The organism is Stenotrophomonas sp. BIGb0135 (assembly GCF_024810105.1).
GTDB classification, from domain to species: domain Bacteria; phylum Pseudomonadota; class Gammaproteobacteria; order Xanthomonadales; family Xanthomonadaceae; genus Stenotrophomonas; species Stenotrophomonas maltophilia_AB.
The window spans coordinates 483,677-510,220 of sequence record NZ_JANUDX010000002.1 but is presented as its reverse complement, the minus strand read 5'-3'; the positions used below and the strand labels follow the sequence as shown (position 1 = coordinate 510,220).

23 protein-coding genes are annotated in these 26,544 nt (G+C 67.5%); 11 read left to right on the top strand and 12 right to left on the bottom strand.

The window, feature by feature from the left end; all coding sequences use genetic code 11:
* Positions 1-76 precede the first annotated feature (76 nt).
* On the bottom strand, positions 77-1,027 hold the full coding sequence (locus M2421_RS06705; protein WP_259204337.1) for a lytic transglycosylase domain-containing protein: 951 nt from the start codon (positions 1,025-1,027) through the stop codon (positions 77-79).
* 165 nt (positions 1,028-1,192) lie between these two features.
* On the opposite strand from M2421_RS06705, the gene miaB reads away from it, so the two are divergent.
* Positions 1,193-2,626 carry a tRNA (N6-isopentenyl adenosine(37)-C2)-methylthiotransferase MiaB gene (gene miaB / locus M2421_RS06700; protein ID WP_259205039.1) on the top strand — a complete coding sequence of 478 codons (1,434 nt, stop codon included), beginning with the start codon at positions 1,193-1,195 and terminating at the stop codon, positions 2,624-2,626.
* A gap of 100 nt (positions 2,627-2,726) precedes the next feature.
* Here miaB and M2421_RS06695 read toward each other — a convergent pair whose 3' ends face one another.
* The 3 genes from M2421_RS06695 to M2421_RS06685 form a co-directional block, all read right to left on the bottom strand.
* On the bottom strand, positions 2,727-3,842 hold the full coding sequence (locus M2421_RS06695; protein ID WP_259204335.1) for an ABC transporter permease: 1,116 nt from the start codon (positions 3,840-3,842) through the stop codon (positions 2,727-2,729).
* Entirely contained in the window at positions 3,839-4,774 is a 936-nt protein-coding gene (locus M2421_RS06690) for an ABC transporter ATP-binding protein (RefSeq protein WP_259205031.1), read from the bottom strand. The genes M2421_RS06695 and M2421_RS06690 overlap by 4 nt, the downstream gene beginning before the upstream one ends.
* Positions 4,775-4,839: 65 nt before the next feature.
* On the bottom strand, positions 4,840-5,766 hold the full coding sequence (locus M2421_RS06685) for an HlyD family efflux transporter periplasmic adaptor subunit (RefSeq protein WP_259205030.1): 927 nt from the start codon (positions 5,764-5,766) through the stop codon (positions 4,840-4,842).
* Between the two features lie 435 nt (positions 5,767-6,201).
* On the opposite strand from M2421_RS06685, the gene M2421_RS06680 reads away from it, so the two are divergent.
* The 7 genes from M2421_RS06680 to M2421_RS06650 all read left to right on the top strand — a co-directional run bounded on the left by M2421_RS06680 (position 6,202) and on the right by M2421_RS06650 (position 12,117).
* Complete coding sequence (locus tag M2421_RS06680; RefSeq protein ID WP_259204333.1) at positions 6,202-7,185, top strand: PhoH family protein; 984 nt, start codon at positions 6,202-6,204, stop codon at positions 7,183-7,185.
* A 101-nt stretch (positions 7,186-7,286) separates the two neighbouring features.
* Positions 7,287-7,730: a hypothetical protein gene (locus M2421_RS06675; protein ID WP_259204332.1), complete on the top strand. Its 444-nt coding sequence runs from the start codon at positions 7,287-7,289 to the stop codon at positions 7,728-7,730.
* Between the two features lie 19 nt (positions 7,731-7,749).
* Positions 7,750-8,235 (top strand): rRNA maturation RNase YbeY, encoded by a 486-nt coding sequence (ybeY, locus tag M2421_RS06670; protein WP_259204330.1) that lies wholly within the window; start codon positions 7,750-7,752, stop codon positions 8,233-8,235.
* A 30-nt stretch (positions 8,236-8,265) separates the two neighbouring features.
* On the top strand, positions 8,266-8,847 hold the full coding sequence (locus M2421_RS06665) for a hypothetical protein (protein WP_259204328.1): 582 nt from the start codon (positions 8,266-8,268) through the stop codon (positions 8,845-8,847).
* Positions 8,848-8,938: 91 nt separating this feature from the next.
* Positions 8,939-9,820, top strand: a complete 882-nt coding sequence (locus M2421_RS06660) for a transporter associated domain-containing protein (protein WP_259204327.1) — start codon at positions 8,939-8,941, stop codon at positions 9,818-9,820.
* A 62-nt stretch (positions 9,821-9,882) separates the two neighbouring features.
* On the top strand, positions 9,883-11,100 hold the full coding sequence (locus M2421_RS06655; RefSeq protein WP_259205029.1) for a DUF4105 domain-containing protein: 1,218 nt from the start codon (positions 9,883-9,885) through the stop codon (positions 11,098-11,100).
* A gap of 15 nt (positions 11,101-11,115) precedes the next feature.
* Positions 11,116-12,117, top strand: a complete 1,002-nt coding sequence (locus M2421_RS06650; protein WP_259204324.1) for a magnesium and cobalt transport protein CorA — start codon at positions 11,116-11,118, stop codon at positions 12,115-12,117.
* 143 nt (positions 12,118-12,260) lie between these two features.
* Here M2421_RS06650 and M2421_RS06645 read toward each other — a convergent pair whose 3' ends face one another.
* From M2421_RS06645 to M2421_RS06615, 7 genes are all read right to left on the bottom strand, one after another.
* Positions 12,261-13,625: an NAD-dependent succinate-semialdehyde dehydrogenase gene (locus tag M2421_RS06645; RefSeq protein ID WP_259204323.1), complete on the bottom strand. Its 1,365-nt coding sequence runs from the start codon at positions 13,623-13,625 to the stop codon at positions 12,261-12,263.
* Positions 13,626-14,591: 966 nt separating this feature from the next.
* Positions 14,592-15,437, bottom strand: a complete 846-nt coding sequence (locus tag M2421_RS06640; protein ID WP_259204322.1) for an ABC transporter permease subunit — start codon at positions 15,435-15,437, stop codon at positions 14,592-14,594.
* Positions 15,434-16,345: an ABC transporter permease subunit gene (locus M2421_RS06635; protein WP_259204319.1), complete on the bottom strand. Its 912-nt coding sequence runs from the start codon at positions 16,343-16,345 to the stop codon at positions 15,434-15,436. Before M2421_RS06635 ends, M2421_RS06640 begins: the two co-directional genes overlap by 4 nt.
* Positions 16,342-17,475, bottom strand: a complete 1,134-nt coding sequence (potA, locus tag M2421_RS06630) for a polyamine ABC transporter ATP-binding protein (RefSeq protein ID WP_259204315.1) — start codon at positions 17,473-17,475, stop codon at positions 16,342-16,344. The genes M2421_RS06635 and potA overlap by 4 nt, the downstream gene beginning before the upstream one ends.
* Before the next feature lie 163 nt (positions 17,476-17,638).
* Positions 17,639-18,742 carry a polyamine ABC transporter substrate-binding protein gene (locus M2421_RS06625; RefSeq protein WP_259204313.1) on the bottom strand — a complete coding sequence of 368 codons (1,104 nt, stop codon included), beginning with the start codon at positions 18,740-18,742 and terminating at the stop codon, positions 17,639-17,641.
* A gap of 135 nt (positions 18,743-18,877) precedes the next feature.
* Positions 18,878-20,314, bottom strand: a complete 1,437-nt coding sequence (locus M2421_RS06620; RefSeq protein ID WP_259204312.1) for a glutamine synthetase family protein — start codon at positions 20,312-20,314, stop codon at positions 18,878-18,880.
* Positions 20,311-21,069 carry a gamma-glutamyl-gamma-aminobutyrate hydrolase family protein gene (locus tag M2421_RS06615; protein ID WP_259204311.1) on the bottom strand — a complete coding sequence of 253 codons (759 nt, stop codon included), beginning with the start codon at positions 21,067-21,069 and terminating at the stop codon, positions 20,311-20,313. The genes M2421_RS06620 and M2421_RS06615 overlap by 4 nt, the downstream gene beginning before the upstream one ends.
* A 142-nt stretch (positions 21,070-21,211) precedes the next feature.
* Between M2421_RS06615 and M2421_RS06610 the strand changes: the two genes are divergently transcribed.
* Together M2421_RS06610 and M2421_RS06605 are read left to right on the top strand one after the other, a co-directional pair.
* The gene (locus M2421_RS06610; RefSeq protein ID WP_259204310.1) at positions 21,212-22,513 is read left to right on the top strand and encodes an FAD-binding oxidoreductase; all 1,302 of its coding nucleotides are present in this window, start codon (positions 21,212-21,214) and stop codon (positions 22,511-22,513) included.
* A 193-nt stretch (positions 22,514-22,706) separates the two neighbouring features.
* A complete protein-coding gene (locus M2421_RS06605; RefSeq protein WP_259204308.1) occupies positions 22,707-24,317 on the top strand; it encodes an MASE1 domain-containing protein in 1,611 nt (536 codons plus the stop codon).
* A gap of 58 nt (positions 24,318-24,375) precedes the next feature.
* On the opposite strand, the gene M2421_RS06600 is transcribed toward M2421_RS06605, so the two are convergent.
* Positions 24,376-24,804, bottom strand: coding sequence for a hypothetical protein (locus M2421_RS06600; protein ID WP_259204306.1), 429 nt, complete (start codon positions 24,802-24,804; stop codon positions 24,376-24,378).
* A 341-nt stretch (positions 24,805-25,145) separates the two neighbouring features.
* Here M2421_RS06600 and M2421_RS06595 point away from each other — a divergent pair, with 341 nt between their 5' ends.
* Positions 25,146-26,486: a diguanylate cyclase gene (locus tag M2421_RS06595; protein ID WP_259204305.1), complete on the top strand. Its 1,341-nt coding sequence runs from the start codon at positions 25,146-25,148 to the stop codon at positions 26,484-26,486.
* Positions 26,487-26,544: the final 58 nt, after the last annotated feature.

The window sequence follows — 26,544 nt, the reverse complement described above, 5'->3', positions numbered from 1 at the left end:
CAACGCGGTACTACGGAACCACATCACGACACGACATTACGGCATGAAGGCCGGTCAGCGCCATCGGCGCGACGGCTCATTGGGTGGTGGCCTGCGCACCACGATAGCGTTCGGCCAGCTGCGCCACCCGCTTTACGTAGTACTGGGTCTCGCTGTAGGGCGGAACGCCGCCGTGGCGGTCGACCGCGCCTTCGCCGGCGTTGTAGCCGGCGGCGGCCAGGGTGAGGTTGCCGTTGAAGCGCTTGAGCAGCCACGACAGGTACTGCACCCCGCCACGGATGTTCTGCGCTGCGTCATAGGAATCGGTGACGCCGAAGCGGCGCGCGGTGGGCGGCATCAGCTGCATCAGGCCCTGCGCGCCGGCGCGGCTGAGCGCGGTGGGGTTGTAGGCCGACTCGGCGTGGATGATGGCGCGTACCACGGCCTCCTCGACCCCGAACTCGCGCGCCGCGGCGGCGATCTCGGTCTGGAAGGCGGTGGTGTTGAGCCGCACCGAGCCGAAGTTGACCCCGGGGTTGGCGCCACAGGCGTAGCAGCGCTCGATGAAGCTGTAGTGGATGGTGCGGACCTGGCCGAGGCTGGCCAGCTGGGTGGGCCGGGCGCTGGTGTAGTGGCGCACCCCGTCCTTCATGTACGAATAGACCTGGCCGTTGACGACGCGGCCGGCCTTGCCGGTGCGCGCGGCCGGGGCCGCCGCAGGCGCCGTCAGCACGGTGGCCGGCTGGGCCAGGACCGTGGAGGTGAGGGCGACGCCGGCGCTGGCCCCGTCGGCCGGGGGCGTGGCTGCACTGGCGGTGACGCTCGGGGCCGGCGCTGGGGCGGCAACGGCGGACGGCACCTGGCGCCGCGGGGCGGTGCGGTCGGGGCGGTAGCTGCTGACCACGCTGCAGGCCGCCCCGGAGATGCGCTTGCTGACGTAGCTGGGCACGCCGTCGCCGCCGACACACTTGTACAGCGTGCCCGCACTGGCCGGCATAGCGGTCAGCGCAGCCAAGGCCAGCGCAAAGATCCCCAAGATCCCCTTCATGGGCGCGAGTGTCCCAAGTTAACGGAGCGTTGCCAAGTCCTTCACCCCCCGGCGGCCCACGGCTCCCTTCCCGGCTACAATGCGCGGCTACTCCGCAGCCTTTCCGGCTGCCTGCCCGCCCACCCGACTGGAATAAGCGCCATGACCGGGACGCCAGCTTCGACCGTGCCGACTTCGGCCGGCTCCGCCCTGCCTGCCTCCGCCTCGCCCGATTCACCCCGCCCCGACCTGATCCCCCTGCCCGGTAGCCGGCCGCAGGTGAACGGCCCGGTGCGCGGCAAGCTGTACATCAAGACCCACGGTTGCCAGATGAACGAGTACGACTCGTCCAAGATGGCCGACGTGCTCGCCGCCGCCGAAGGCCTGGAGCTGACCGACGACCCGGCCGAGGCCGACGTGCTGTTGATGAACACCTGCTCGATCCGCGAGAAGGCCCAGGAAAAGGTGTTCAGCCAACTGGGCTACTGGAAGGCACTGAAGAACAACGGCCGCGGCGTGATCATCGGCGTGGGCGGTTGCGTTGCCTCGCAGGAAGGCGAGGCGATCATCAAGCGGGCCCCGCACGTGGACCTGGTGTTCGGCCCGCAGACGCTGCACCGGCTGCCCGAACTGATCCGGCAACGGCGCGAATCGGGCAAGTCGCAGGTGGACATCAGCTTCCCGGAGATCGAGAAGTTCGACCGCCTGCCGGAGCCGCGCGCCGAAGGCGGCTCGGCCTTCGTGTCGATCATGGAGGGGTGCTCCAAGTACTGCTCGTTCTGCGTGGTGCCCTACACGCGCGGTACCGAGGTGAGCCGCCCGTTCGAGGACGTGGTGGTGGAAGTGGCGCAGCTGGCCGCGCAGGGCGTGCGCGAGATCAACCTGCTGGGCCAGAACGTCAACGCCTACCGTGGCCCGTATGGCGACGGCGAGTTCGCCGACCTGGGCCTGCTGATCCGCACCATCGCCGAGATCGATGGCGTCGGCCGGATCCGGTTCACCACCTCGCACCCGCTGGAGTTCAGCGACTCGCTGGTGGACGCCTACCGCGACGTGCCCCAGTTGGCCAACTTCCTGCACCTGCCGGTGCAGGCCGGCAGCGACCGGGTGCTGTCGGCGATGAAACGCGGCTACACCGCGCTGGAGTTCAAGGCCAAGATCCGCAAGCTGCGCGCCGTGCGCCCGGACATCTCGATCAGCTCGGACTTCATCGTCGGCTTCCCCGGCGAGACCGATGCCGATTTCGAAAAGACCATGACGCTGGTCGAAGACATCGGCTTCGACCACAGCTTCTCCTTCATCTACTCGCGCCGTCCCGGCACCCCGGCTGCGGACCTGGAAGACACGATCAGCGATGCCGAGAAGCATGCGCGGCTGTCGCGCCTGCAGGCGCGGATCAACGCGCATGCCGCGAGCATCTCCGAGAAGATGGTCGGCACCGTGCAGACCGTGCTGGTGGAAGGCCCGTCGCGGCGCGACCCGAACGAGCTGACCGGCAAGACCGAAAACATGCGCTCGGTGAACTTCCCGGGGCATCCGCGCCTGGTCGGGCAGTTCGTGGACGTGGTGATCACCGAGGCGTACAGCAATTCGCTGCGCGCACGGATGGTGACGGCCTGACGGCGCGTGCCGGCCGCTGGCCGGCTGCACCTCGACGTCGAACGCAGGCCGGCGCATCGCAGCGCCGGCCTTCAGCGGCGCCGGCCTTCAGCGGCGCCGGTCAATCCAGGCGCTTGCGGAACCGCAGGATGGCCAGGGTCATCATCACCGCGATGAAGCCCAGCAGGGCCAACACCTCCGGCCACAGCTCCCACCAGCGGGCGCCGCGCAACATGATGCCGCGCACCAGGCGCAGGAAATGGGTGAGCGGGAGCACCTCGGCCAGCCACTGCACCGGGCGGGGCATGCCGGCAAACGGGAACATGAAGCCGGACAGCAGGATCGACGGCAGGAACACGAACATCGTCATCTGCATCGCCTGGAACTGCGACTGCGCCTTGGTCGAGATGAGCAGGCCGAGCGCCAGGTTGGCGGTGATCAACAGCATCGCGGCCAGGTAGACATCCAGCACGCTGCCACGCACCGGCACGTCGAACAGCCACATGCCCAGCAGCAGCACCAGGGTGGTCTGGATGAGCCCGATCACCGCATAGGGCAGCACCTTGCCGATCATCAGTTCGCTGCTGCTCAAGGGCGTGGCGATCAATAGTTCCATGTTGCCGCGCTCGCGTTCGCGCACGATCGCCACCGCGGTGAACATCACCATGGTCATGGTGAGGATGATGCCGATCAGGCCGGGCACGATGTTGATCGCCGAGCGCCGCTGCGGGTTGTAGAACGCCACCACGCTGACCTGCCCGGCACTGCCGACCGCGCCGGCGCGCAGCGGCCGGTCGTTGGCCAGCGGCTGGGACTGCAGCGGCACCTGGGCCAACTGCACCGCCGCGCTCTGCACCACCGTGTCGCTGCCGTCGACCAGCACCTGCACCGCTTCGCGGCCCTCGTAACGACGTCGCTCGAAGTCCGGCGGGATCACCACGCCGATGCTGATCCGGCCTTCGCGCAGCGCGTGCATCAGCGCGTCCGGGGTGTCCACGCGCAGGGTCGGGGTGATCACGTCGGTGGCGACCATGTCCATCAGCAGCGCGCGCGAGGCCGAGGTATTGGCCTGGTCGGCGATGCCGGTGTCGAGATGGCGCAGGTTGAGGTTGATCGCATAGCCGAACAGCACCAACTGCATCACCGGGATGCCCACGATCATGGCCAGGGTGACGCGGTCGCGACGCATCTGGCGCAGCTCCTTGAGCACGATCGCCCAGAGCCGGCGCGGCTTCATGGCGCCGGCACCGATGCCGACGCGTCCTCGCGGCCGCGGGTGGCCGAAACGAACACGTCTTCCAGGTTGGCGGCCACCTGCGTCACCTCCGCGCCCTGCCCGTCGCCGCGCAGCGCCTGGCGGATCCGCTCCTCGCCTTCGCCCGGGTGCGCCAGCAGCACGCGCAGGGTGTTGCCGATCTGGGCCACGCTGAGCACCCCGGGGAGGCCGGCAAGCAGGCGCTGTGCCTGGCGCGGCTGGCGGGCCATCACCGCCAGGGTGCGGCCCTGCAGCGCGGCGGTGAGTTCGGCCGGGCTGCCGTCGGCGACCAGCACGCCCTGGTCGAGGATGGCCAGGCGATGGCACCGCTCGGCCTCGTCCATGTAGTGGGTGGAGACCAGCAGGGTGGTACCTGCGTCGGCCAGGTCGAACAGTTTTTCCCAGAAATCACGCCGCGACTCCGGGTCGACCGCACTGGTGGGCTCGTCCAGGAACAGCAGCTCCGGCTGCTGGATCACCGCACCGGCCAATGCCAGGCGCTGTTTCTGGCCGCCGCTCATGGTGCCGGCCAACTGCTTCTGCCGGTCCTGGAAGTGGTACTGCTCGACCAGTGCGTCGATGCGCTGGCGGGCCGCCGCGCGCGGGATGTCCTGCACGGCGGCGAGGAACTCCAGGTTTTCGCGCACGCTGAGGTCATCGAACAGGGAGAAGCGCTGGGTCATGTAGCCGATGCGCCGGCGCAGGTCTTCCGCCTGCTCGGGAATGCGCAGGCCGAGGACGTCGATGTCGCCCTCGCTGGGCGTGAGCAGGCCGCACAGCATGCGGATGGTGGTGGATTTGCCCGACCCGTTCGGCCCGAGGAACCCGTACACCGTGCCAGCCGGCACGCTCAGGTCCACATGGTCGACCGCCACGAGCGCGCCGAAACGCTTGGTCAGCCCGCGCGCACGGATGGCGAGGGCGTCCTTGCCCTGGCCAGGGCCCGCATCGGCAGCGGCAGCAGCAGGCGGCACGGTGTTCAGAACCGCACCTGCAGGGGCATGCCCGCCGGCAGGTTGGCCATGCGTGCCGGGTCGTTGTCCGCGCTCAGTTCGATTTCGGCCAGCCAGCTCAACCGCGCGGCATCGCCGCCGCTCAAGGCGTAGTACGGGGTGAAGCCTGGATCGCTGCGGATGCTGCGCACGCGGCCGGACAGCGTGCCGTCGCGGCCCTGCAACTGGATGTGCGCGGCCTGCCCCACCCGGACCTGCAGGCGCAGTGCCTGCGGCAGGTAGACACGGGCATAGGGGCGCTCACCCACCAGCATCACCACCAGCGGCGCACCAACCGGCGGCTGGTCGCCGAGCTTGTAGGGCAGCGCGTCGACCAGGCCATCGCGCGGGGCCAGCAGGTCCAGTTTGCGCAGGGTCACCGCCTGCGCGGCAGCCTGCGCCTGGGCGGCCTGCAGCGCCGCTTCGCCCTGCGCCACCTGTTCCACCCGGGTGCCGTGCTGCAGCGCCAACAGCGCCTGCTCGGCCACGCGCACCGCGCCCTGTGCATTGCCGGCGGCGGCGCGCGCCCGATCGACGTCGGCGGCCGCCACCAGGCGCTGGCGCCCCAGGGGTTGCAGGCGCGCGTAGTACGCCGACGCATCGGCCGCCTGCGCGCGCGCCGCGCCCAGCGTGGCCTGCGCCTGCGCGATGTCTTCGCTGCGCGGCCCATTGCGCAGCTCCTGCAGCGCCTCGCCCGCCTGCTGCGCCTGCGCCTGCAATGCCTGCAGCTGCGCCGCCGTGCGGGTTGGTTCCAACTGCAGCAGCGCGGCGCCGGCGCGGACCCGTTGGCCTTCGCGCACCTGCAGGGCCACGATGGTTTCCGCCGCCGGTGCCGGCACGCTGATGCGGTCCCATTCCAGCGTGCCCAAGGCAATCGGGTCATGCTCGGCGCAGGCCGCGGGCAGCACGAGCATCGCGGCCAGCGGCAGCCAGCGGAGGGACACCCATGCATGCCTGGACATCGGTCGGCCTCGGCGGAGGAGATGCGTCGTCACCTTGCGCACACCTCCGTGAAGGCGGGGTCAGCGCAACGCGGGCATGGTCATGAAATGATCACGCTGCCGCAACCCTTGCCACCGTTGGGGCGCGCTCGCTTATCCACATGTTTCTCCAGCAACCACCCACAGTGGCTATGGATGAACGCGGCGTGCGTGGCTGTTTTTTGACCATGCGCGCCCACGCCTTGCGGCAGTAGGCCGCACGCAGGCTATCCACAGGTTGCTGCGGTGCCGTTGCACAGCCGCTGTGGAGAACCCGGCCCGGTAGCGGCCACCTTACCCGCGCGCTACCCTGTGCTTCCTTTCCCTATCCTGTGGCCCGGTCGCTTCGACCGCTGGCCGCCACACGCAATGACGGCACTGTCCCAACGCGACTTCACCCTGGACCCGGAAGACACCGAGCGCCTGGCCAACCTGGCCGGTCCGTTCGACGAACACCTGCGCCAGATCGAACTCAAGCTCGGCGTGGAGATCGCCAACCGCGGCGCGGTGTTCCGCGTGACCGGCCCGCGTCGCGTCGCCGAAGAGGCGCAGATCCTGATCGAGGCGCTGTACAAGGAAGCGGGCGAGGTGGTGTTCGACAACCATGCCATCCACCTGCGCCTGAACCAGGCCAACCTGGACCAGGTGGTGGAACGCGCGTACGAAGCGCAGGACGTGACCATCAAGGTCAAGCGCGGCACGGTGCGTGGACGTGGGGCCAACCAGGCCCGCTACCTGCACCAGATCACCACCCACGACATCAACTTCGGGATCGGCCCGGCCGGCACCGGCAAGACCTTCCTGGCCGTGGCCAGCGCGGTGGAGGCCCTGAACGAGTCGCGCGTGCAGCGCCTGATCCTGGTGCGCCCGGCGGTGGAGGCCGGCGAAAAGCTGGGCTTCCTGCCCGGCGACCTGAGCCAGAAGGTGGACCCGTACCTGCGCCCGCTGTACGACGCGCTGTATGAAATGCTGGGCGTGGAGAAGGTGATCAAGCTGCTGGAGAAGAACGTCATCGAGATCGCGCCGCTGGCCTACATGCGCGGGCGCACCCTCAACGATGCCTACGTGATCCTGGACGAGGCGCAGAACACCACCGTGGAGCAGATGAAGATGTTCCTGACCCGGCTGGGCTTCGGCTCGACCGCGGTGGTCACCGGTGACCTGACCCAGACCGACCTGGCCAAGCACGTGAAGTCGGGGCTGCGCGATGCGATCGAGGTACTGCGCGACGTGGACGGGGTGAGCTTCACCTTCTTCGAGGCCCGCGACGTGGTCCGCCACCCGCTGGTGGCGCGCATCGTCAGCGCGTATGACCGCCGCGACCTGCAGCAGCTCAAGCCGGGAGCCGAGTAAGCACCATGCCCGCCCAAGCGCTGCTGTTTGGCTATGCACTGGCCGCACTGGCGACCGCCGGTGCGAACGTTGGCACGCCCCCGCCTGCGGAGCCCCAGCGCGTGGACACGCAGCAGACCATCACCCTGCCCTGTCTGTCGGTGCGGGTATCCAACAGCGTATCGGTCGCCGTTTCCGAGCCGCTGCTGCAGCGCTATGTGGCCGCGCGGCCGACCGGACCGGGGCCGCGCGAAGCGTACGAGCAGGACCGCATGGCGCGCATCTGGGGCGACCGGGCAGAGGCGCTGCTCCGACTGGATACCGATGCGACCGACCGCCATGGATGCCGCAGCCTGCCACTCGAACACATCGCTGATGCGCAGTACCTGCTGGGCCACGTGTTGCAGGCCGGCCAGGCGATGGTCACGGTGGACGGGCGTGGGCGCCCGGAAGCGGCGATCATCATTACCGGCGAGAACGGTTGCGAGACGCGCCCCATGGCCATCCAGAGCTATCGATTGGAAAATGGCACCCCGTTCTTCCACCTTGTCACCTGTGTTGTTTGATTACCCGGAATTGCCCGTCATGACCAAAGGTCCCATCCGCCTCGATGTCGCCGTCAGCTACGCCCTGCCCCGTGCCGGGCTGCCCTCGGCGGTGAGTTTCCGCAAGTGGGTTGCCGCCGCGCTCAAGGGCCGCATCCGTGAGGCCGACCTGGCCATCCGCCTGGTCGACGCCAAGGAAGGCCAGTCGCTGAACCGGCATTACCGGGGCAAGGATTACGCCACCAACGTGCTGAGTTTCCCGGCCGAGGTGCCCGAAGGCCTGCCCAAGGGCGTGAAGTTCCCGCTGCTGGGCGACCTGGTGATCTGCGCCCCGGTGGTGGCGCGCGAGGCCGACGAACAGGCCAAGGCGCTCAATGCGCACTACGCGCACCTCACCGTGCACGGCGTGCTGCACCTGCTGGGCTGGGACCACGAGGACGACAAGGAGGCCGAGGCGATGGAGCAGTTGGAGCGCGACATCCTGGCCGAGCTGGGTATCGACGACCCCTACGCCAATGAGCACTGAGCCGCCACGGCGCTGACCCACGGACCTGCGATGACTGCTTCGAAGACCCTCTGCCTGGGCCTGCTGGCCCTGCTCCCGGCCGCCGCCCCGGCCGCTCCGCTGGACCTGGCCGCCTTGATCGAATGCCGCCAGGGCCTGGCCGACTACAGCGCCGTGGCCCCGGTGGTGGCCGACCCGCTCAAGGCGGTGGCCGCCGGCCTGCAGCCATTGCCGCAGTCCAACCAGTTCATGAGCGAGTTCCGCCTGGCCACGCCCCTGACCGTGTTCGGCCAGCGCACCGAATACGTGGCGGTGGCCGGGGCCAGCATCATGGCCATCCTCGACCTGGCCGACCCGCGCCCGCTGGCCAGATCGCTGGCCCTGGAGGACGGGGTGGACACCCCGGACAAGTTCATGGCCGGGCGCGAGCTGGTCAGCCGCGATGTCACCGACCCGCGCACCGGCGAGCCGATGATCGAATCGGTGATCCTGAGCCTGTCCACGGTCAAGACCCACCCCGGCAAGACCCTGGCCGGCTGCACCTACAGCCTGGACCTGCCGCCGGAGGAGGAACCGGCCCCCGGCGCTGCCCCGGCTCCCGCCCCTGCCCCGCCGGTCCCTTCCAAGGCATGAATGCGGGCGTGGGCGGCAGGCGCTGACAGCGCCGCGCATCCTGCTAGACTGAATCCAACGCCCGGCTAGCCGGGTGCCTTTTTTTCCAGAGATGTCTGAAGACGACAGTAGTGGCTCCAACCTGGAGCAAAATGAAAAGAAGCGGAGCTGGCTCGAACGCCTGACCTCTGCCTTCTCCGGCGAACCCCACACCCGCGACGAGCTGGTGGCGGTCCTGCACACCGCGCAGGAGGATGGGCTGATCGCCGCCGATACCCTGCGCATGATGGAAGGGGCCATCGCGGTCGCCGAGCTGACCGTGGGCGATGTCATGATCTCGCGCTCGCAGATGGTCTCGCTGCCGGTGGAGGCGCCGTTCCTTGAGCTGATGAAGCAGGTGGTCGAATCCGGCCATTCACGCTTCCCGGTGCATGGCGACAACAAGGACGACATCCTCGGCGTGCTGCTGGCCAAGGACCTGCTGCGCGGCGTGGTGGCCGACAACGGCCCGGCCAACGTGCGCGAACTGCTGCGCCCGGCGGTGCTGATCCCCGAAGCCAAGAAGCTCAATGTGCTGCTCAAGGAGTTCCGGCTCTCGCGCAACCACATGGCGATCGTGGTGGACGAGTACGGCGGCGTGTCCGGGCTGGTCACCATCGAGGACGTGCTGGAACAGATCGTCGGCGAGATCGACGATGAGCACGACGAGGCCGAGGACCACACCGCGCAGATCGCCATCCAGGCCGACGGCCAGTACGTGGTCGATGCGCTGACCGCGATCGAGGACTTCAACGAACGCTTCGGCGCGAGCTTCCCCGATGACGACTACGACACCATCGGCGGCCTGGTCACCGAGGCGATCGGCCACCTGCCCGAGACCGGCGACGAACTCAGCCTGGACCGCTTCGTGTTCCGGGTGGCGCGCGCCGATGCGCGCCGCGTACAGGCTTTCCACGTGACCGTGCTGCCGGCGGACACGGACAACGAGGACTGATCCACACCATGCGGCCCCTGCTCAATCGGTGGCCGTCGTGCCGCCTGCTGTTCCTGTCGTGGATGCTCACCCTGGCCAGCCTGCCCCTGGCGGCGCTGGCCCAGCAGGGCGCGGCCCCGGTGCCACCGCCGGCGGCCGCCGCCGCGAGCGCCGACGCCGCGCCGGTCCCGCAGATCGGGGTGCTGACCATGCAGCCGGGCGAAGTGTTCTTCGAGCGCTTCGGCCACGACGCGCTGGTGGTGCTGGACCCAACCAGCGGCACGGCCACCTCCTACAACTTCGGTTACTTCGACCCGGGCGAGACCGACTTCGTCGGTCGCTTCGTGCGCGGGGAGATGATGTATTACCTGGTCGCCCTGCCGCTGGACGAGGACCTGTCCTACTACCGGCATAGCGGGCGCGGCGCCAGCATCCAGTGGCTGGACCTGACCCCGGCGCAGGCGCGGGCGCTGGCCGATGGGCTGGCCGAACGCGCCAAGCCGGAGAACGCGCGCTACCGCTACGATTACTACACCGCCAACTGCGCCACGATGGTGCGCGACACCATCGACCGCGCGCTCGGTGGCGGCCTGCACGCGCAGCTGTCCGGGCGCTCGCGCGGCAATACCTATCGCAGCGAATCGGTGCGGCTGGCGTCGCCGTCGCCGTGGATGTGGCTGGGCTTCGACATCGGCCTGGGGCCGTTCGCCGACCAGCCGCTGTCGCGCTGGCAGGAGGCCTTCGTGCCGATGCGCCTGGCCGACGCGCTGCGCCAGGCACGCAACAGCGAGGGCCGCCCGCTGGTGATGGCCGAGACCGAGCTGCTGGAGCATCACATCGACCCGGAACCCAAGGAAGCGCCGCGCCACTGGTGGCCGTGGCTGCTGTGCGGGCTGTTGGCCGCTGCCGGCGTGCTGGCCCTGCGCCGGCGCCAGCGCCTGCTGGGTGGCATCGCACTGCCGCTGTGGCTGTTCTGCGGCATCGCCGGCGCCCTGCTCACCTACCTGTGGGGCTTCAGCGCACACCAGGCCGCGTGGGCCAATCGCAATCTGCTGGTGCTGTCGCCGCTGTGCCTGCTGCTGGTGCCCGGCGCGATCACCCTGCTGCGTCGGCGCGCCCCGCGCGCCTGGTTCCGCATCCTGCTGTGGGCCGTTGCGCTGCTGGCGGCGCTGGGCCTGGTGCTGCACTGGTTGAGCCTGCAGGCGCAGGTCAACCTGCAATGGATCGTGCTGCTGCTACCGGTGCACCTGGCCCTGGCCTGGGTGCTGGGGCGTCGTGACCCGTCCATCACGGGCCGCTGACGCACGATGCTGCCCATGGAAAGCACCACCGCACCCGTCAATCCTCCCTGCGTCATCAACTGCGTGCACTACGATGATCAGGGCAAGCGCCACGACATCAGCCTGGATGCGATCAGCGATGTGATCGAAAGCGGCAACGGCTTCGTCTGGGTCGGCCTGTACGAGCCGGCCGAGAGCGTGCTGCTGAAGCTGCAGGAAGAATTCTGCCTGCACTCGCTGGCGATCGAAGACGCCCGCAACGCGCACCAGCGGCCCAAAGTGGAGTCGTACGGCAACTCGCTGTTCGTGGTGGTCACCACCGCACAGATGGTGGACGAGCGCATCCAGTACGGCGAAACCCACGCCTTTCTCGGCCCACGCTTCCTGGTGACGGTGCGGCATGGCGCTTCGCTGTCCTACGCGGCCCCGCGCGCGCGGGTGGAACGCGAGCCGGAGCTGCTGCGCAGGATGGGGCCGTCCTACTGCCTGTATGCGGTACTCGATTTCGTGGTGGACAACTACCTGCCCATCACCCAGCGCTACCGCGAGACACTGGAGCTGCTGGAGAAGGACATCTTCTCGGACAGCTACAAGCGCCAGACCGTGGTGCGCCTGTACGAGTTGAAGCGCGAGCTCAACAAGATGCGCATGGCCGTGGCGCCGCTGCAGGACATGCTGGCGCAGATCAAGCGTTACCAGGGCGACCTGGTGCCCGACGAGGTGAAACTGTACCTGCGCGACGTGCATGACCACGCAGTGCGGATCAGCGATGTGATCGACACCCTGCGCGAAATGCTGGGCACCGCGCTGAGCGTGAACCTGTCGCTGGTAACGCTGGCCCAGGGCGAGACGGTGAAGCGACTCGGCGCGTGGGCGGCACTGCTGGCCGCGCCGACGCTGATCACCAGTTGGTACGGCATGAACTTCAGCCACATGCCCGAGTTGAACCAGCCGTGGGCCTATCCGGCGATGATCGTGGGCGTAGGTGCGGTCTGCGTGGGCTTGTACCGCCTGTTCAAGCGCGTCCACTGGCTCTGAGGCAGGCGGCTCCCTGCGCCCCGTAGTGCCGGCCGTTGGCTGGCTCCCGGCAGCGTCGGCTCCACGCGGCGCAGGCTGGCAATTCGGGGAGCCGACCCACGGTCGGCTCTACCGATGTAGGGCGCGCGGCCGCGCGCCTCCGGTCAGGCGACGTAGACGGTCTTGATGTTCATGAACTCATGGATGCCGTGGTCCGCCAGTTCGCGGCCGAAGCCGGAGCGCTTGGTGCCGCCGAACGGCAGGCGTGCGTCGCTCTTGACGATGGCATTGACGAAGGCAGCGCCGCATTCGAGCTGCTGGGCGAGCTTCTCCGCACGCACCGCATCGCCACTCCACACACTGCCGCCAAGGCCGAAGGTGGTGTCATTGGCCACGCGCAGCGCTTCCGCGTCGTCGCGCACGCGCAGGATGGCCGCGGCGGGACCGAACAGCTCTTCTTCGTAGGCCGGCATGCCGGGGGCCACGTTGTCGAGGATGGTGGCGGGATAACCGGCGTGGCTGCCCGGGACCGGCTCGCCACCGAGCAGCAGCGTGGCGCCCTTGGCGACGCTGGCCTGTACCTGCTTGTGCAGCTCCTCGCGAAGATCGGCACGGGCCATCGGGGCCAGCGTGGTCGTCTCGTCCTGCGGGTCGCCGTAGACGCGTTTGGCGGCGGCGGCCACGAACTTCTCCACGAACGCATCGGCGATGGCATCGACCACGATGAAACGCTTGGCGGCGATGCAGGTCTGGCCGCTGTTGTCGAAACGCGACTTCACTGCGGCGGCGACGGTCTTGTCCAGGTCGGCATCGTCGAGGACGACGAAGGCATCGCTGCCACCCAGTTCCATCACGCACTTCTTGAGCTGGTCGCCGGCGTTGGCGGCGATCGAACGCCCGGCGCGCTCGCTGCCGGTGAGGGTGACCGCCTTGACGCGCTTGTCGCGCAGCACCTCGGCGGCCTGGTCGTTGTCGATGTGGAGCACGTCGAAGACGCCCTCGGGCAGTCCGCCATCGCGGCACACGGCGAGGATGAGGTCGGCGCACTGGGGGACGTTGCTGGCATGCTTGAGCAGGGCGACATTGCCGGCCATGAATGCCGGGGCAAGGAAGCGGAACACCTGCCAGATGGGGAAGTTCCAGGGCATCACCGCGAACACGCAGCCGATCGGCTCATAGCGGACGTAACTGCGCTGGGCTTCGGTGTCGATGATCTGCGGCTTGAGGTAGTCGGCGGCGTGGTCGGCGTAGAACTCGCAGGCCTGGGCGCACTTGTCCACTTCGGCGAGGGCTTCGGCCTTGAGCTTGCCCATTTCGCTGGTCATGGCCAGCTGGATGTCGCCCTTGCGTGCGCGCAACTGGGCAGCGATGCCCCGCAGGATGGCGCCGCGGGCCTGCAGGGTCTGCGCGGACCAGCTCGGGAAGGCGGTGGCGGCGGCGGCGAGGCGCTGTTCGATCTGCGCGGCATCGAGCAGTTCGTGGCGGTAGCTCACCTGGCCGGTGGCGGGGTTGACGATCTCAACGGTCATCGCGGTACTCCGAAAGACAGGCGCTCATTGTGCGCCGGGGCCTGTGAGCCGGATGTTGCCGGATGCGTCGGGAAGGCTGTTTGGGTTGCGACATGGGGTCGCAGGTTTGGGTGTATGCGGGAAGCAACGTTTCACTGGCGTGTGGTTGGCACGGTGCGGGTGGGATGCAGAAAGCGACGTTTCACTGGCGTGCGGTTGGCACGGTGCGGGTGGTATGCCGGGACACGCCGTGAATCCCGCTCCGCGGCCCGGCCCAGCCGCTGGCGGCTGTGCGTTCAGTCGCATGCGAGGCGGTGCCTCGCAAGCAATGCGCCTTCACTCATGGAGGCTCGCGGGCGCCATCCATGGCGCCCGACGGTCCCGGCATTCCACCCGCACCGTGCCCAGACAGTTGGCCGGGGCCGGATTGAGAGCAAGCGCCGGCCGCCCGTTTTTTGGGAGGGGGAGCGAAGAGCAGCCGGGCATGGCCCGGCTCTACGGGTTGGTCGCGGTTTGGAGGCTGTGTGCAGCCGGGCATGGCCCGGCTCTACGGGTTGGTCGTGGTTTGGAGGCTGCGTGCAGCCGGGCACGTGGCCCGGCTCTACCGGTTGGTCGTGGTTTGGAGGCTGTGTGCAGCCGGGCATGGCCCGGCTCTACGGGTTGGTCGTGGTTTGGAGGCTGCGTGCCGCCGGGCATGGCCCGGCTCTACCGGTTGGTCGTGGTTTGGAGGCTGTGTGCAGCCGGGCATGGCCCGGCTTTGCCGGTTGGTCGTGGTTTGGAGAACGTGTGCAGCCGGGCATGGCCCGGCTTTGCCGGTTGGCCGTGGTTCGGAGGCTGCGTGCAGCCGGGCATGGCTCGGCTCTGCCGTGGGATCAGTACACCGTTGAATGGGTAGAGCCGGGCCATGCCCGGCTGCTCTTGAGGCCCTCCCCAGCGCCAACGCAGCATCCGCCCCGCTGTTGCTCTGAAAAGACCAGCCGGCCCACCCTACCCTTTGTCCTGCAACGCCATCTGCATGTCGCGCTGGCGACGTTTCTCGCCGCGCGCGGTAACAAACCAGCCCACCACCGCCGCGATCGACACCGCCAGCACCATCAGCGTGGCCAGCGCGTTGATCTCCGGCTTGATCCCCATGCGCACCGAGGCGAACACCTTCATCGGCAACGTCGTCGAATTCGGCCCCGCCACGAAACTGGCGATCACCACATCGTCCAGCGAAAGCGTGAACGCCAGCAACCAGCCGGCGACCAGGGCAGGCGCGATGATCGGCAAGGTGATCTGGAAGAACACCTTCAACCGGCTCGCGCCCAGGTCCATGGCCGCCTCTTCCAGCGACCGGTCCAGCTCCTGCAGCCGCGAGGACACCACCACCGTCACGAACGACAGCGTGAACGTCACATGCGCGATCCAGATGCTGGTCACTCCGCGTGCCGGGAAGCCCGGAATGCCGCCCATCGCCACCAGCAGCGTCATCAGCGAAAAGCCCAGGATCACCTCCGGCATCACCAGCGGCGCGGTAATCAGCGCGCCAAACATCGTCTTGCCCGGGAAGCGCTTGAACCGCGTCATCACCATCGCCGCCATCGTGCCCAGCACGGTCGACGCGCATGCCGTCCAGAATGCCACCTCCAGGCTGATCCACAGCGCATCCAGGATCTGCCGGTTGTTGAACAGCTCGCCGTACCAGCGCGTGGAAAAGCCCGACCACACCGTGGCCAGCTTCGATTCGTTGAACGAGTAGATCATCAACAGCAGGATCGGCAGGTACAGGAACGCAAATCCCAGCCCCAGCACCGACCACCCCAACCACCGGCTGCCGCGCACCATGCTCATAGCAGCTTCCCTTCCAGCTCACGCTGCTGGACCCGGTTGAACAGCAGGATCGGCACCAGCAGCAACAGCAGCATCACGATCGCCACAGCCGAGGCCGTCGGCCAGTCGCGGTTGTTGAAGAACTCGCCCCACAGCACCCGCCCGATCATCAGCGTATCCGGGCCACCCAGCATCTCCGGGATCACGAACTCGCCCACCGCCGGGATCATCACCAGCATGCAGCCGGCGATGATGCCCGTGCGCGACAGCGGCAACGTGATCCGCAGGAACGCCTGCCACGGCCGCGCGCCCAGGTCGTAGGCGGCCTCGAGCAGGCGGTTGTCCAGCTTGACCAGGTTGGCGTACAGCGGCAGCACCATGAACGGCAGGTAGCAGTACACGATGCCGATGTAGGCGGCGGTCGGCGTGTACAGGATCTGCAGCGGCGCATCGATCAGCCCCAGCTTCAGCAGCAGCTGGTTGAGCAGCCCGTTGCGGTCCAGGATCCCGATCCAGGCATACACCCGGATCAGGAACGAGGTCCACGACGGCAGTACCACCAGCATCATCGCCACGTTGCGCGCGGCCGGCGACATCCGCGAAATCACATACGCCATCGGGTAGCCGATCAGCAGCGTCAGCAGCGTGGCGATCACCGCGATCTTGATCGAACTCAGGTACGCCAGTACGTACTGGCTGTCCTTCACCAGCGCCGCGTAATTGCCCAGGTTGAGCTTGAGCGAGAACGCGCCATCCACGTACTCCAGCAGCCAGGTGTACGGCGGCGAGCCCACCTGCGTGCGCGCGAACGAGATCATCAGGATGATCACGAACGGCACCGCGAAGAACAGCAGCAGCCACAGGTACGGCGCGGCGATCACGCTGCCGCGGGTACCGGGGAGCCAACGCTTCCAGCCGGCGGCGTTCATGCGGTGAGCACCACGCCGTCGTTGTCGCGCCAGCACACCCACACGCTGTCGCCCCAGGTCAGTCCGTCGCTGGCCCAGCGCTGCGAGTTGGCGAAGTTGGACAGCACCTTGGCCCCGCTCGGCAGGCGCACGTGGTAGACCGAATGGCTGCCGAAGTAGGCGATATCCTCGATCACGCCCTGTGCCTTGTTGGTGTCCCCGGCCGGCTCCTCCTTGCCGATCATCACCTTCTCCGGGCGCAGCGCGAACGCCACCGGCTGGCCTTCGTAGCCGGTGATGCCGTGGGCCACGTAGATCGGCGCCGGGAACAGCGGCGTACGCACGGTGACGTACTCGGGCAGGTCCTCGTCGATCACCCCGTCGAACAGGTTGACCGACCCGATGAACTCGGCCACGAAGCGGTTGGCCGGCTGCTCGTAGATTTCGTCGGGCTTGCCCACCTGCTGGATCCAGCCGGCGTCCATCACCGCGATGCGGGTGGCCATGGTCATGGCCTCTTCCTGGTCGTGGGTGACCATCACGCAGGTCACCCCGGACGTTTCGATGATGTTGACCAGCTCCAGCTGCATCTGCGAGCGCAGCTTCTTGTCCAGCGCGCCCATCGGCTCGTCCAGCAGCAGCAGCTTGGGCCCCTTGGCCAGGGACCGCGCCAGCGCCACGCGCTGCTGCTGGCCACCGGACAACTGGTGCGGCTTGCGCTTGGCCAGCTTGCCCAGCTGCACCAGCTCCAGCATCTCGCCCACGCGCGTGCGGATCGCATCGCGGGCCAGGCCGTCCTGCTTCAGCCCGAAGGCGATGTTCTGCTCCACCGTCATATGCGGGAACAGCGCGTAGGACTGGAACATCATGTTGATCGGCCGCTGGTACGGCGGCAGGTCGTTGATGCGCTGGCCGTCCAGCTCGATGCTGCCCTTGGTGGGCGTCTCGAAGCCGCCCAGGCAGCGCAGCAGGGTCGACTTGCCGCTGCCCGAGCCGCCGAGCAGGGCGAAGATCTCGCCCTTGCGCACGTCCAGGCTGACATCGTCGAGGGCGACGAAGCCGTCGAATTCCTTGCGCAGCGCGCGGATGGACAGATAGCCCGGGTCGAGGACCGGCACGACCTCGCCTTCCGGCTTGGCATCAAATGGCATGGGGAGCGGCTCCGGGAGCGGCGGCAGGACGGGGGGAGCATCCCATTTTACCGGTGGTGGCGGCGTCATGTGCGACCGGATCGGGCGGCCTGCCCTGCCGCCCACCGGCGGGACGATCCCCTGAAACGACGACGCCGGCACGGGGCCGGCGTCGCAGGGGCGGTCAGCGACCGGTCTTCACCTCGGTCCACAACCGGGTGTAGAGCTTGTCCACCTCCGGGGTGTTGATCGAGTAGGTGAACATCTTGGCGGCCACGTCGGCCGGCGGGTAGATGGTCGGGTCGGTGCGGATCGCCTCGTCCACCAGCGCCGTGGCCTGGGTCACCGGGTTGGCGTAATGGATGAAGTTGGTGTTGGCCGCGGCCACCTTCGGTTCCAGCAGGTAGTTGATGAAGGCATACGCGGCCTCCGGGTGCTTGGCATCCTTGGGGATGGCCAGCATGTCGAACCACTGCGGGGCGCCTTCGCGCGGGATCGAGTAGGCCACGGTCACGCCATTGTTGGCTTCGGCGGCGCGGTCGCGGGCCTGGATGATGTCGCCCGACCAGCCCACCACCAGGCAGGTGCCGCCGTTGGCCAGCGAACCCACGTACTGGGAGGAGTGGAAATTCTGCACATACGGGCGGATGCCCTTGAGCAGCGCGGCGGCCTTTTCCAGCGTGGCCGGGTCCTGGCTGTGCGGATCCTCGCCCAGGTAGTGCAGCGCGATCGGGATCATGTCCGAGGGCGTGTCGAGGATGGTGATCCCGCAGTCCTTCATCTTGGCGATGTTTTCGGGCTTGAAGATCAGGTCCCAGCTGTTGGCGATGTCGGTGCTGCCGCCGAAGCGCTGCTTGAGCATGTCGACGTTGTAGCCGATGCCGGTGGTGCCGATCATGTACGGCACGCCGTACTGGTTGCCCGGGTCCTGCTGGGCGATGCGCTTCATCACCTCCGAATCGAGGTTGGCCAGGTTCGGGATCTTGCTCTTGTCCAGCGGCAGGAACACGCCGGCCTTGATCTGGCGGCCGAAGAAGTTCAGCGTCGGCACCACCACGTCGTAGCCACTGTTGCCGGCCAGCAGCTTGGTTTCCACCATCTCGTCGCTGTCGAACACATCGTAGGTCACCTTGGTGCCGGTGGCCTTTTCGAAATTGGGGATGGTGTCTTCGGCGATGTAATCGCTGTAGTTGTAGACGTTCAGCACCTTGCTGTCGTCCTGCTTGCCGCCGCCACAGGCGCTGAGTACGGATACGGCAATGCCGAGGGTGAGGATTCGCAGCTTCATCGGACTCTCCACAGGTCAGGTGCGAGATGGGGGAACCGGCAGGACCGGTACGACGGGTGCCAGCCTACCGGGCACGCCCGCATTTTCCCAGCACGCCGCCCTCACGGCCATGCCGGACCTGGCGGGACGGCGCGCTCAGACATTGAGCAGCAGGAACTCGCGCTCCCAGGAGCTGATCACGCGGAAGAAGGTCTCGTACTCCTTGCGCTTGACCGACACATAGGCGCGGCAGAAACGCTCGCCCAGCATCTCGCGCAGCTCCGGGCAGCCTTCCAGCCCGTCCAGCGCCTCGCCCAGCGAGCGCGGCAGGTCGTAGCCCAGTTCCTTGGCGCTGCCGCTGATCGGGGCAGTCGGCGAGCCCTGCTCGCGGATGCCCAGCAACCCGGCGGCCAGGGTGGCGGCCATGGCCAGGTAGGGGTTGGCGTCCGAGCCGGCGAAGCGGCTTTCCACGCGCATGTTCTCCGGGGTATCCAGCGGCACGCGCAGGCCGCAGGTACGGTTGTCGAAGCCCCAGTGCACGTTGCTCGGCGAGACCTCGCCGAACACCAGCCGGCGGTAGGAATTCACGTTCGGGGCGAAGAATGCCATCGCCATCGGCACGTATTTCTGCAGGCCCGCCAGGTAGTGGCCGAACAGCGGGCTGAAGTCCTCGCCGCCGTGTTCACCGGTAAACACATTGTGGCCGTCGCTGATGCGCAGCAGGCTCTGGTGGATGTGCATGGCGCTGCCCGGTTCGTTCTCCATCGGCTTGGCCAGGAACGTGGCGTAGACGCCGTGGCGCATCGCCGACTCGCGCATCGTGCGCTTGAACAGGAACACCTGGTCGGCCAGGTCCATCGCGTTGGCGTGGGTGAAGTTGACCTCCAGCTGGGCCGCGCCGGATTCGTGGATGAGCGTGTCCACGTCCAGCTTCATCGCATCGCAGTAGTCGTACATCAGGTCGAGGATCGGGTCGAACTCGTTGACCGCATCGATCGAGTAGGACTGGCGCGCGGTCTCCGGGCGGCCGGAGCGGCCGGCGGGCGGCAGCAGCGGGAAGTCCGGGTCGGTGTTCTTCTGCACCAGGAAGAATTCCAGCTCCGGCGCCACCACCGGGCGCAGGCCCAGTTCGGCATAGGCGTCCAGCACCCGCCGCAGGACGTTGCGCGGGGCCAGCTCGTGGGGCTCGCCATGCTTGGTGTAGCAATCGTGGATGACCTGCGCGGTCGGGTCGGTGGCCCATGGCACCATGCGCACGGTGTCCGGGTCCGGGCGCAGGATCATGTCCGAGTCCGACGGCGAGGTCAGTTCGTAGTAATCGTCCGGGAATTCACCGGTGACCGTGGTAGCGAAGATGCCCTCGGGCAGGCGCGTGCCGTAATCGTGCGAGAACTTGTCGGCGGGGATGATCTTGCCGCGCGCGTTGCCGGTGATGTCCGGCACCAGGCACTCCACCTCGGTGATGCGCCGTTCCTTGAGCCAACGCAGCAGCGCGCTCTCCTCCGGCACGGGCGGCGCGGCGGCCTTGCGCGAAGGACTGGCCGCCTTGCGCGACGGGGAAGCGGTTTTGCGCGAACGCGTTCGGGTGGTCATGACCGGTCTGCTTTGCAGGAGTAACGGCGACAAGCATCGCCGAAGGCTTGGAAAATACGGTGATGGAACGGGGTGTCGGTGACACGCCATTCCGGATGCCACTGTACCCCGAGCACGAAGGCATGCGCGTCGCTGCGCGCGGCCTCGACCAGGCCATCGTCGGCGCGGGCCTCCACGCGCAGGCCCGCGGCCAACCGATCGATGCCCTGCCCGTGCACCGAATTGACCGTGACCGCAGCGGCCCCGGCCCAGTCCGACAGCCACCCGCCCTGGACCAGCCGCACCGGGTGCGCCGGCGCATACTGCTGCTCGACCGGTGCGTCCGGATCTTCGCGGTGGTCCATCAGGCCGGTCACCGCGTGCACGCGCTGGTGCAGGGTGCCGCCGAGGGCCACATTGAGTTCCTGGAAGCCGCGGCAGATGGCCAGCACCGGCAGGTCGCGGGCGAGTGCGGCCTGCAGCAGCGACAGCGCCGTGGCATCGCGCGCGGGATCGTGCAGGTTGCCCGCCCAGCTGGGCGCGCCGCCGTAGTGATGCGGCTCGATGTTGCTCACCGCGCCGGTCAGCAACAGGCCGTCGAGGCGGTCCAGCCAGGGCTCGGCCGGCAGCGGCGGTTGCAGGCTGGGCAGCAGCACCGGGGTGGCGCCGGCGGCCAGGCACAGCGCGCGCACGTATTTTTCGCCCGCCACGGCGAAGCGGTGGTGGCCCAGCGTCGTGCTGTCGGTCGGCAGGCCGACCCAGGGGGACGAGACCATGCGTCATGCTCGGATGACCTGCGCGCACGTTACCGCCGGCGTGCGACCGGACGCAACCGACGGTGGGCCGTCACATGCCTGCGCGCGTGCCTGCGACAGACTGTCCGCTGTTCCGGGGCCGGGTTGCTGGCATGCTGTCGCCATGAGTGCCGTTTTTTCGAGCCGTTCCGGCCAGGACCACGTTGCCAGCTGGTACGCCGACAGCGTGCCGGCGCAGCCCCTGCGTGCGCCGCTGGCGGGTGATCTGCACACCGACGTGTGCGTGCTCGGTGCCGGCTACACCGGCCTGTCGGCGGCCCTGTCGCTGGCCGAGCGCGGCTTCCGCGTGGTGGTACTGGAGGCGCAGCGGGTCGGCTGGGGTGCGTCCGGGCGCAACGGTGGCCAGGCCATCGTCGGCTACGGCTGCGAGGTGGACACGCTCGAAGCGCTGGTCGGCGCGGACGATGCTCGCCACCTGTTCGACTTTTCGCGCGAGGGCATGGCCCTGCTGCGGCATCGCCTGCAGCGTTACCAGATCGACTGCGATTGGCGCGACGGCCATGCCAGCGTGCCGATCCGCCCGCGCCAGGAGCGTACGCTGCGCGCGGGCATGATCGAACTGGCCGAACGCTACGACTATCCGCTGCAGTGGTGGGACCGCCAGCAACTGCGCGAGCAGCTGGACAGCCCGCGCTACAGCGGGGCGATGTTCGATGCGGCCAGCGGCCACCTGCATCCGCTCGCCTATGCGCAGGGGCTGGCACGCGCCGCTGAACAGCAGGGGGTGGTCATCCTGGAACAGTCGCCGGTGCTGCAGCTCATCCGCGGCCCGCGGCCGCAGCTGCGCACCGCCCACGGCACGGTCAGCGCCGACCACGTGGTGATCGCCGGCAATGCGCTGCTGCAGGGCATCGCACCGGAACTGGAAGCGCGGATCATGCCGGTGGGCACCTACATCGGCGCCACCCCGGTACTGGGGGCCGAGCGGGCGCGCGGACTGATCCACAACGACATGGCCGTGGCCGACGTCAGCTGGGCGCTGGATTACTTCCGGCTCAGCGCCGACCACCGGCTGTTGTTCGGCGGACGGGCCAGCTACTCGGCGCTGCCGCCGCCCGGGCTGCGCGGGGTGATGACCCGGCGCATGCACCAGGTGTTTCCGCAGTTGGCCGATGTGGCCATGGAGCAGGTCTGGGGCGGCTACGTGGACATCACCCGCAACCGCGCGCCCGATTGGGGCCGCCTCACCCCCAACGTCTACTACGCCCAGGGCTTCTCCGGCCATGGCGTGGCCGCGACCGGGCTGGCGGGGGCAGTGCTGGCCGAGGCCATCGCCGGGCAGAACGAACGCATCGATGTATTCGAGCGCATTCCCCACCGCCGCTTCCCCGGCGGCCGGCTGCTGCGCACGCCGCTGCTGGTGGCGGCGATGTCCTGGTACAAGCTGCGCGATGTGTTGTGGTGAAGGTGGCTGGAGATTGAGATAACCATCTCATTTGTAAAACGCTTATCGGTGTGACCACCGGCACGTCGCCGCCTCATTCGATTCTGATAATCGCCGTCTGCAATTGCATAAACCGACTTCTGCCGATACCGTCCTGTCTGAACGGAATAGTCCAGTACATGGACCGTGGCTGGGCACGAACGGGAGGGAACGCGTGCAACTGGATTGGTGGAAAGACGGGCTTCAAGTAAACCTTCACATTCGTCCGGCTGGATTCGTGTTGGCTGCTGCGTATGCCATCGCCTGCTGGGCCGCGCGCCAACTTTCACTGGATCAGTTCTACCTACCCGCGGGCGTTCGCGTAGCAGCGGTCCTGTTGTGCCCGCCGCGGTTTTGGCCGTATCTGTTGCTGGGCGAATACGCCTACTTCATGCAGATGCGCTACCCGATGGTGGAAAAGTACGGACTTACCTGGGTGATTCTGGCATCCGCCAGTTTGATGCCGGCAGTAATGCTGGTAGTGCGCTTGCACCGAAAGATGATGGCCGCAACCAAGACCATGTGGCTCATTTCCGTCGCAGCAGCATCGGCGGTAGTGGTGACATCGCTGAATATCGCTCTGTCCGAACTACTCTGGCCCATTCCCCCGGAAATGCCGGCAGCCACCGGTATTGCCCGTTACATCGTAGGTGACTTCATCGGCATCCTGACGGTTGCCCCCCTTGCCCTGCTCTGGGCACGCCGACATGCGGAACCGGAGTGGACCACCGCATTTCGCAGGCAGACCCTTGCGGCTCTATCGCTGATGCTGCTGCTCGGGCTTTCCGCCATGTTGATTCCACCTGAATCAGCAACGGCGAAGACCAGCGTGCAATTGCTGATGGCCGTCCCTGCGATTGCACTGACGTGCCTGCACGGCTGGCGTGGCGCGGCCATGGGGGTGCCGGCGCTGAACCTGATCATTGGGCTGACTACCCCGGGCCCCTATCCGTCATCATTTGATCCTGCATCCTTCGCCACCCAGCAGGTCATGGCGATCGCCGGTGCGGCGCTGTTTGTGCTGGGCGCGCGCATCACGCATTACTACCACCGTTACCGCATTCGGGATGTCAATGAGAAAAATGCGATCAAGCTAGCCAGGAGCTCGCACAGGGCCAGCGAAATGGATCTGCGCGAGCGTGCCATCCACCTGAAGAAGCTGGGTGATGGCATCGACATGTCTCTCACCGAAGTGGTGAACTGGCTCAAGCAACAAGGCCACCATGCAATCGCAACCAGTCTCCTGCATACCTCGGCCGTGCACTCGCGCCAGTTCCGCGAGCAAGCCAGCATGGTGTACCCCACCGCACTTGAACAGGTGGGTTTGTATGTGGCGCTACAGGCGGGCGGCGTGCGCGAGGCGTGGGACCTCACCCACCGGGTCGTTCGCCCTCAACTGACCGGTGACCCGTGTCAGTTGAGCATTGAAGTTCAGCTTGCCACTTACCGCGCACTCACAGACAGCGTGTCGCTACTGCTGAAGCACGAATCCGGACAGATCCGGGTTCGGGCACGGTGTGGTCGATTCGAAGGGAGGAGCGGAATACTGGTCACGGTGGCGTTACTGGATGCCAAGCGCGCGCTTTCCGGAGCAACAGAAACACTGGCCATGGAGCGACTGGCGGGGCGAATACTTGCCTATGGCGGCGTTATCCATTGCCGCCAGAATCGAATCAGGATGGTTCTGATGGAAGGCCCGACAAGAACCCCGTCCGAAGTCAAGGATTACAGCGGCTTCGCGCCCATCGGGGCCGCTGGCAGTGACAACCATCAGGCGCTGACCTGAGGCCCGCCCGACAAGGGAACCTGCAGGTGGGCTGCGCCACCCGCAGGTCATTTCTCCATCAGTCGAGGGCTTCAACCGACCACAGGACACCTGCTCCACTGCGATAGAGGACCAGGGCAAACGTCTGATTCTGGTAAACCAGGGACCGCACTGCACTGGCAGGGGCCTGGATGGGCCCTTCCGGCAACGACACCTGCGCGGAACTGTCCCCTGCCGGCAGGACCCAGAACACGTCATCCGCGTTGCCGATGATCAACTGTACTCGTCCTGCCAGATCATTCACCTGGTAATAAGTGATCCCATCCCGCTGAAATCCATACAGGCGCCAGCCGGGGTCCAGGCTCAGGTTGAGAGCAAGCGGCTGGGACTGACCCAGGCCTCGCTTTGCGAGCTGTACGCCATGATTATCGGACTGTGCCGATGCGAACATCGGTACCGCAGCCAGGATCAAAATACCAACTGCATGTCTAAAATGGGAAATCCGCACATTAGCCTCCAGGTCGAGTTTAGCGAGGGGTACTCCGACGACAGTATCTTCTGCCGCCCGGGGGTGAACAACGACGCACGTTGCGGGCCATAGGACGGCTGGAAGCCACGGGTAGCCAGGCCGGGCAGCTGACGACGCCAGCGATACTACCGCTATAGATGGAAGGGTTCGGGTCCGGCCCGGGCTTTTGACACAAATCCGATGACCGCCCGGGTCGCAGCAGACGACCACTGTCGCATCGGGCTCAGGCAGTCTGATCCAGGCGTCCGACATCCACCCTAAAGTTGCATGTGAAATCGCCGCTAACTCTGCCGACCCACTCGAATCCGAGCGTACGCCACATGCCGGCACTGTTGCAGGGCGCTTTCGACAGCGACCCCGGTGATGCCCTCCCCCAGCGGATCCTGCTGGTGGAAAACTCGCGCACGTTCACCAGCATGCTGGGCGAGGCCATCGAACAACGGCTGGAGCTGCCGGTGTCGGTGGCGACCAGCCTGGCCGAGGCCGGCCGGCTGCTCGACCAGGAGCAGGGCTGGTTCCTGGTGCTGACCGGGCTGGTGCTGGCCGACGGCGACCGCGACACGGTGGTGGAGTTCTTCGTCTCGCGCGGCCTGCCCACGGTGGTGGTCAGTGGCGTGTACGACGAAGACCTGCGCAAGCGCGTGCTGCAGCAGCAGATCATCGACTACGTGCTCAAGAACACCCCCGGCAGCGTGGACTACCTGGTGTGGCTGGTGCAGCGGCTGGAACGCAACCGGCGCATCGCCGCCCTGGTGGTGGACGACTCGATGTCGGCGCGGATGTACGCGGCCTCGCTGCTGCGCATGTACGGCCACACCGTGTACGAAGCCGCCGACGGCGCCGAAGGCCTGAAGGCGATCGAAGCGCACCCGGCGATCCGCCTGGCCGTGGTCGACCAGGAGATGCCGGGCATGGAAGGGGTGGAGTTCACCCGCCGGCTGCGCACCCTGCGCTCGCGCGACAAGGTCGCGGTGATCGGGATCTCCGGCAACACCGACCCGTCGCTGATCCCGCGCTTCCTCAAGAACGGCGCCAACGACTTCCTGCGCAAGCCGTTCTCGCGCGAGGAGTTCTTCTGCCGGACCTCGCAGAACGTGGACCAGTTGGAGTTGATCGGCACGCTGCAGGACCTGGCCACCCGCGATTTCCTGACCGGGCTGCCCAACCGGCGCAGCTTCCTGGAACAGAGCCAGCGCCAGTTGCCGCAGCTGCACCTCAACGACGCGCTGGTGGCGGTGGCGATGATCGACATCGACCACTTCAAGCACATCAACGACACCTACGGCCACGAGGCCGGCGACGATGCGCTGCGCGCGGTGGCGGCGGCCGTGGCCGGGCATGCGCGTGAGCAGGACCTGATCGCGCGGTTCGGCGGCGAGGAATTCTGCCTGCTGGTACCGGGGCTGGAAGAAGACGAGGCGCTGGGCTACTTCGAGATGCTGCGCGAGCGCATCGCCGCGCTGGAGGTGATGCTTGGCGAGACCACCCTGCGCATGACCGTGAGCATCGGGCTGTGCTGCCTGCGCCCGCAGCGCGATTCGCTGCACCGGTTGATCTCCGAGGCCGACCGCCAGCTGTACCTGGCCAAGGCTGGGGGCCGCAACCGGGTGAGCTGCACCAGCGTGGCCAGCGCCGCCCGGGAAGCGGCCCTGGTGCCTTGATCGAGATCAACGCAGGCCCGGTGCCGGCCACCTAGAGTCGTTCCCAGTTGAACATCAC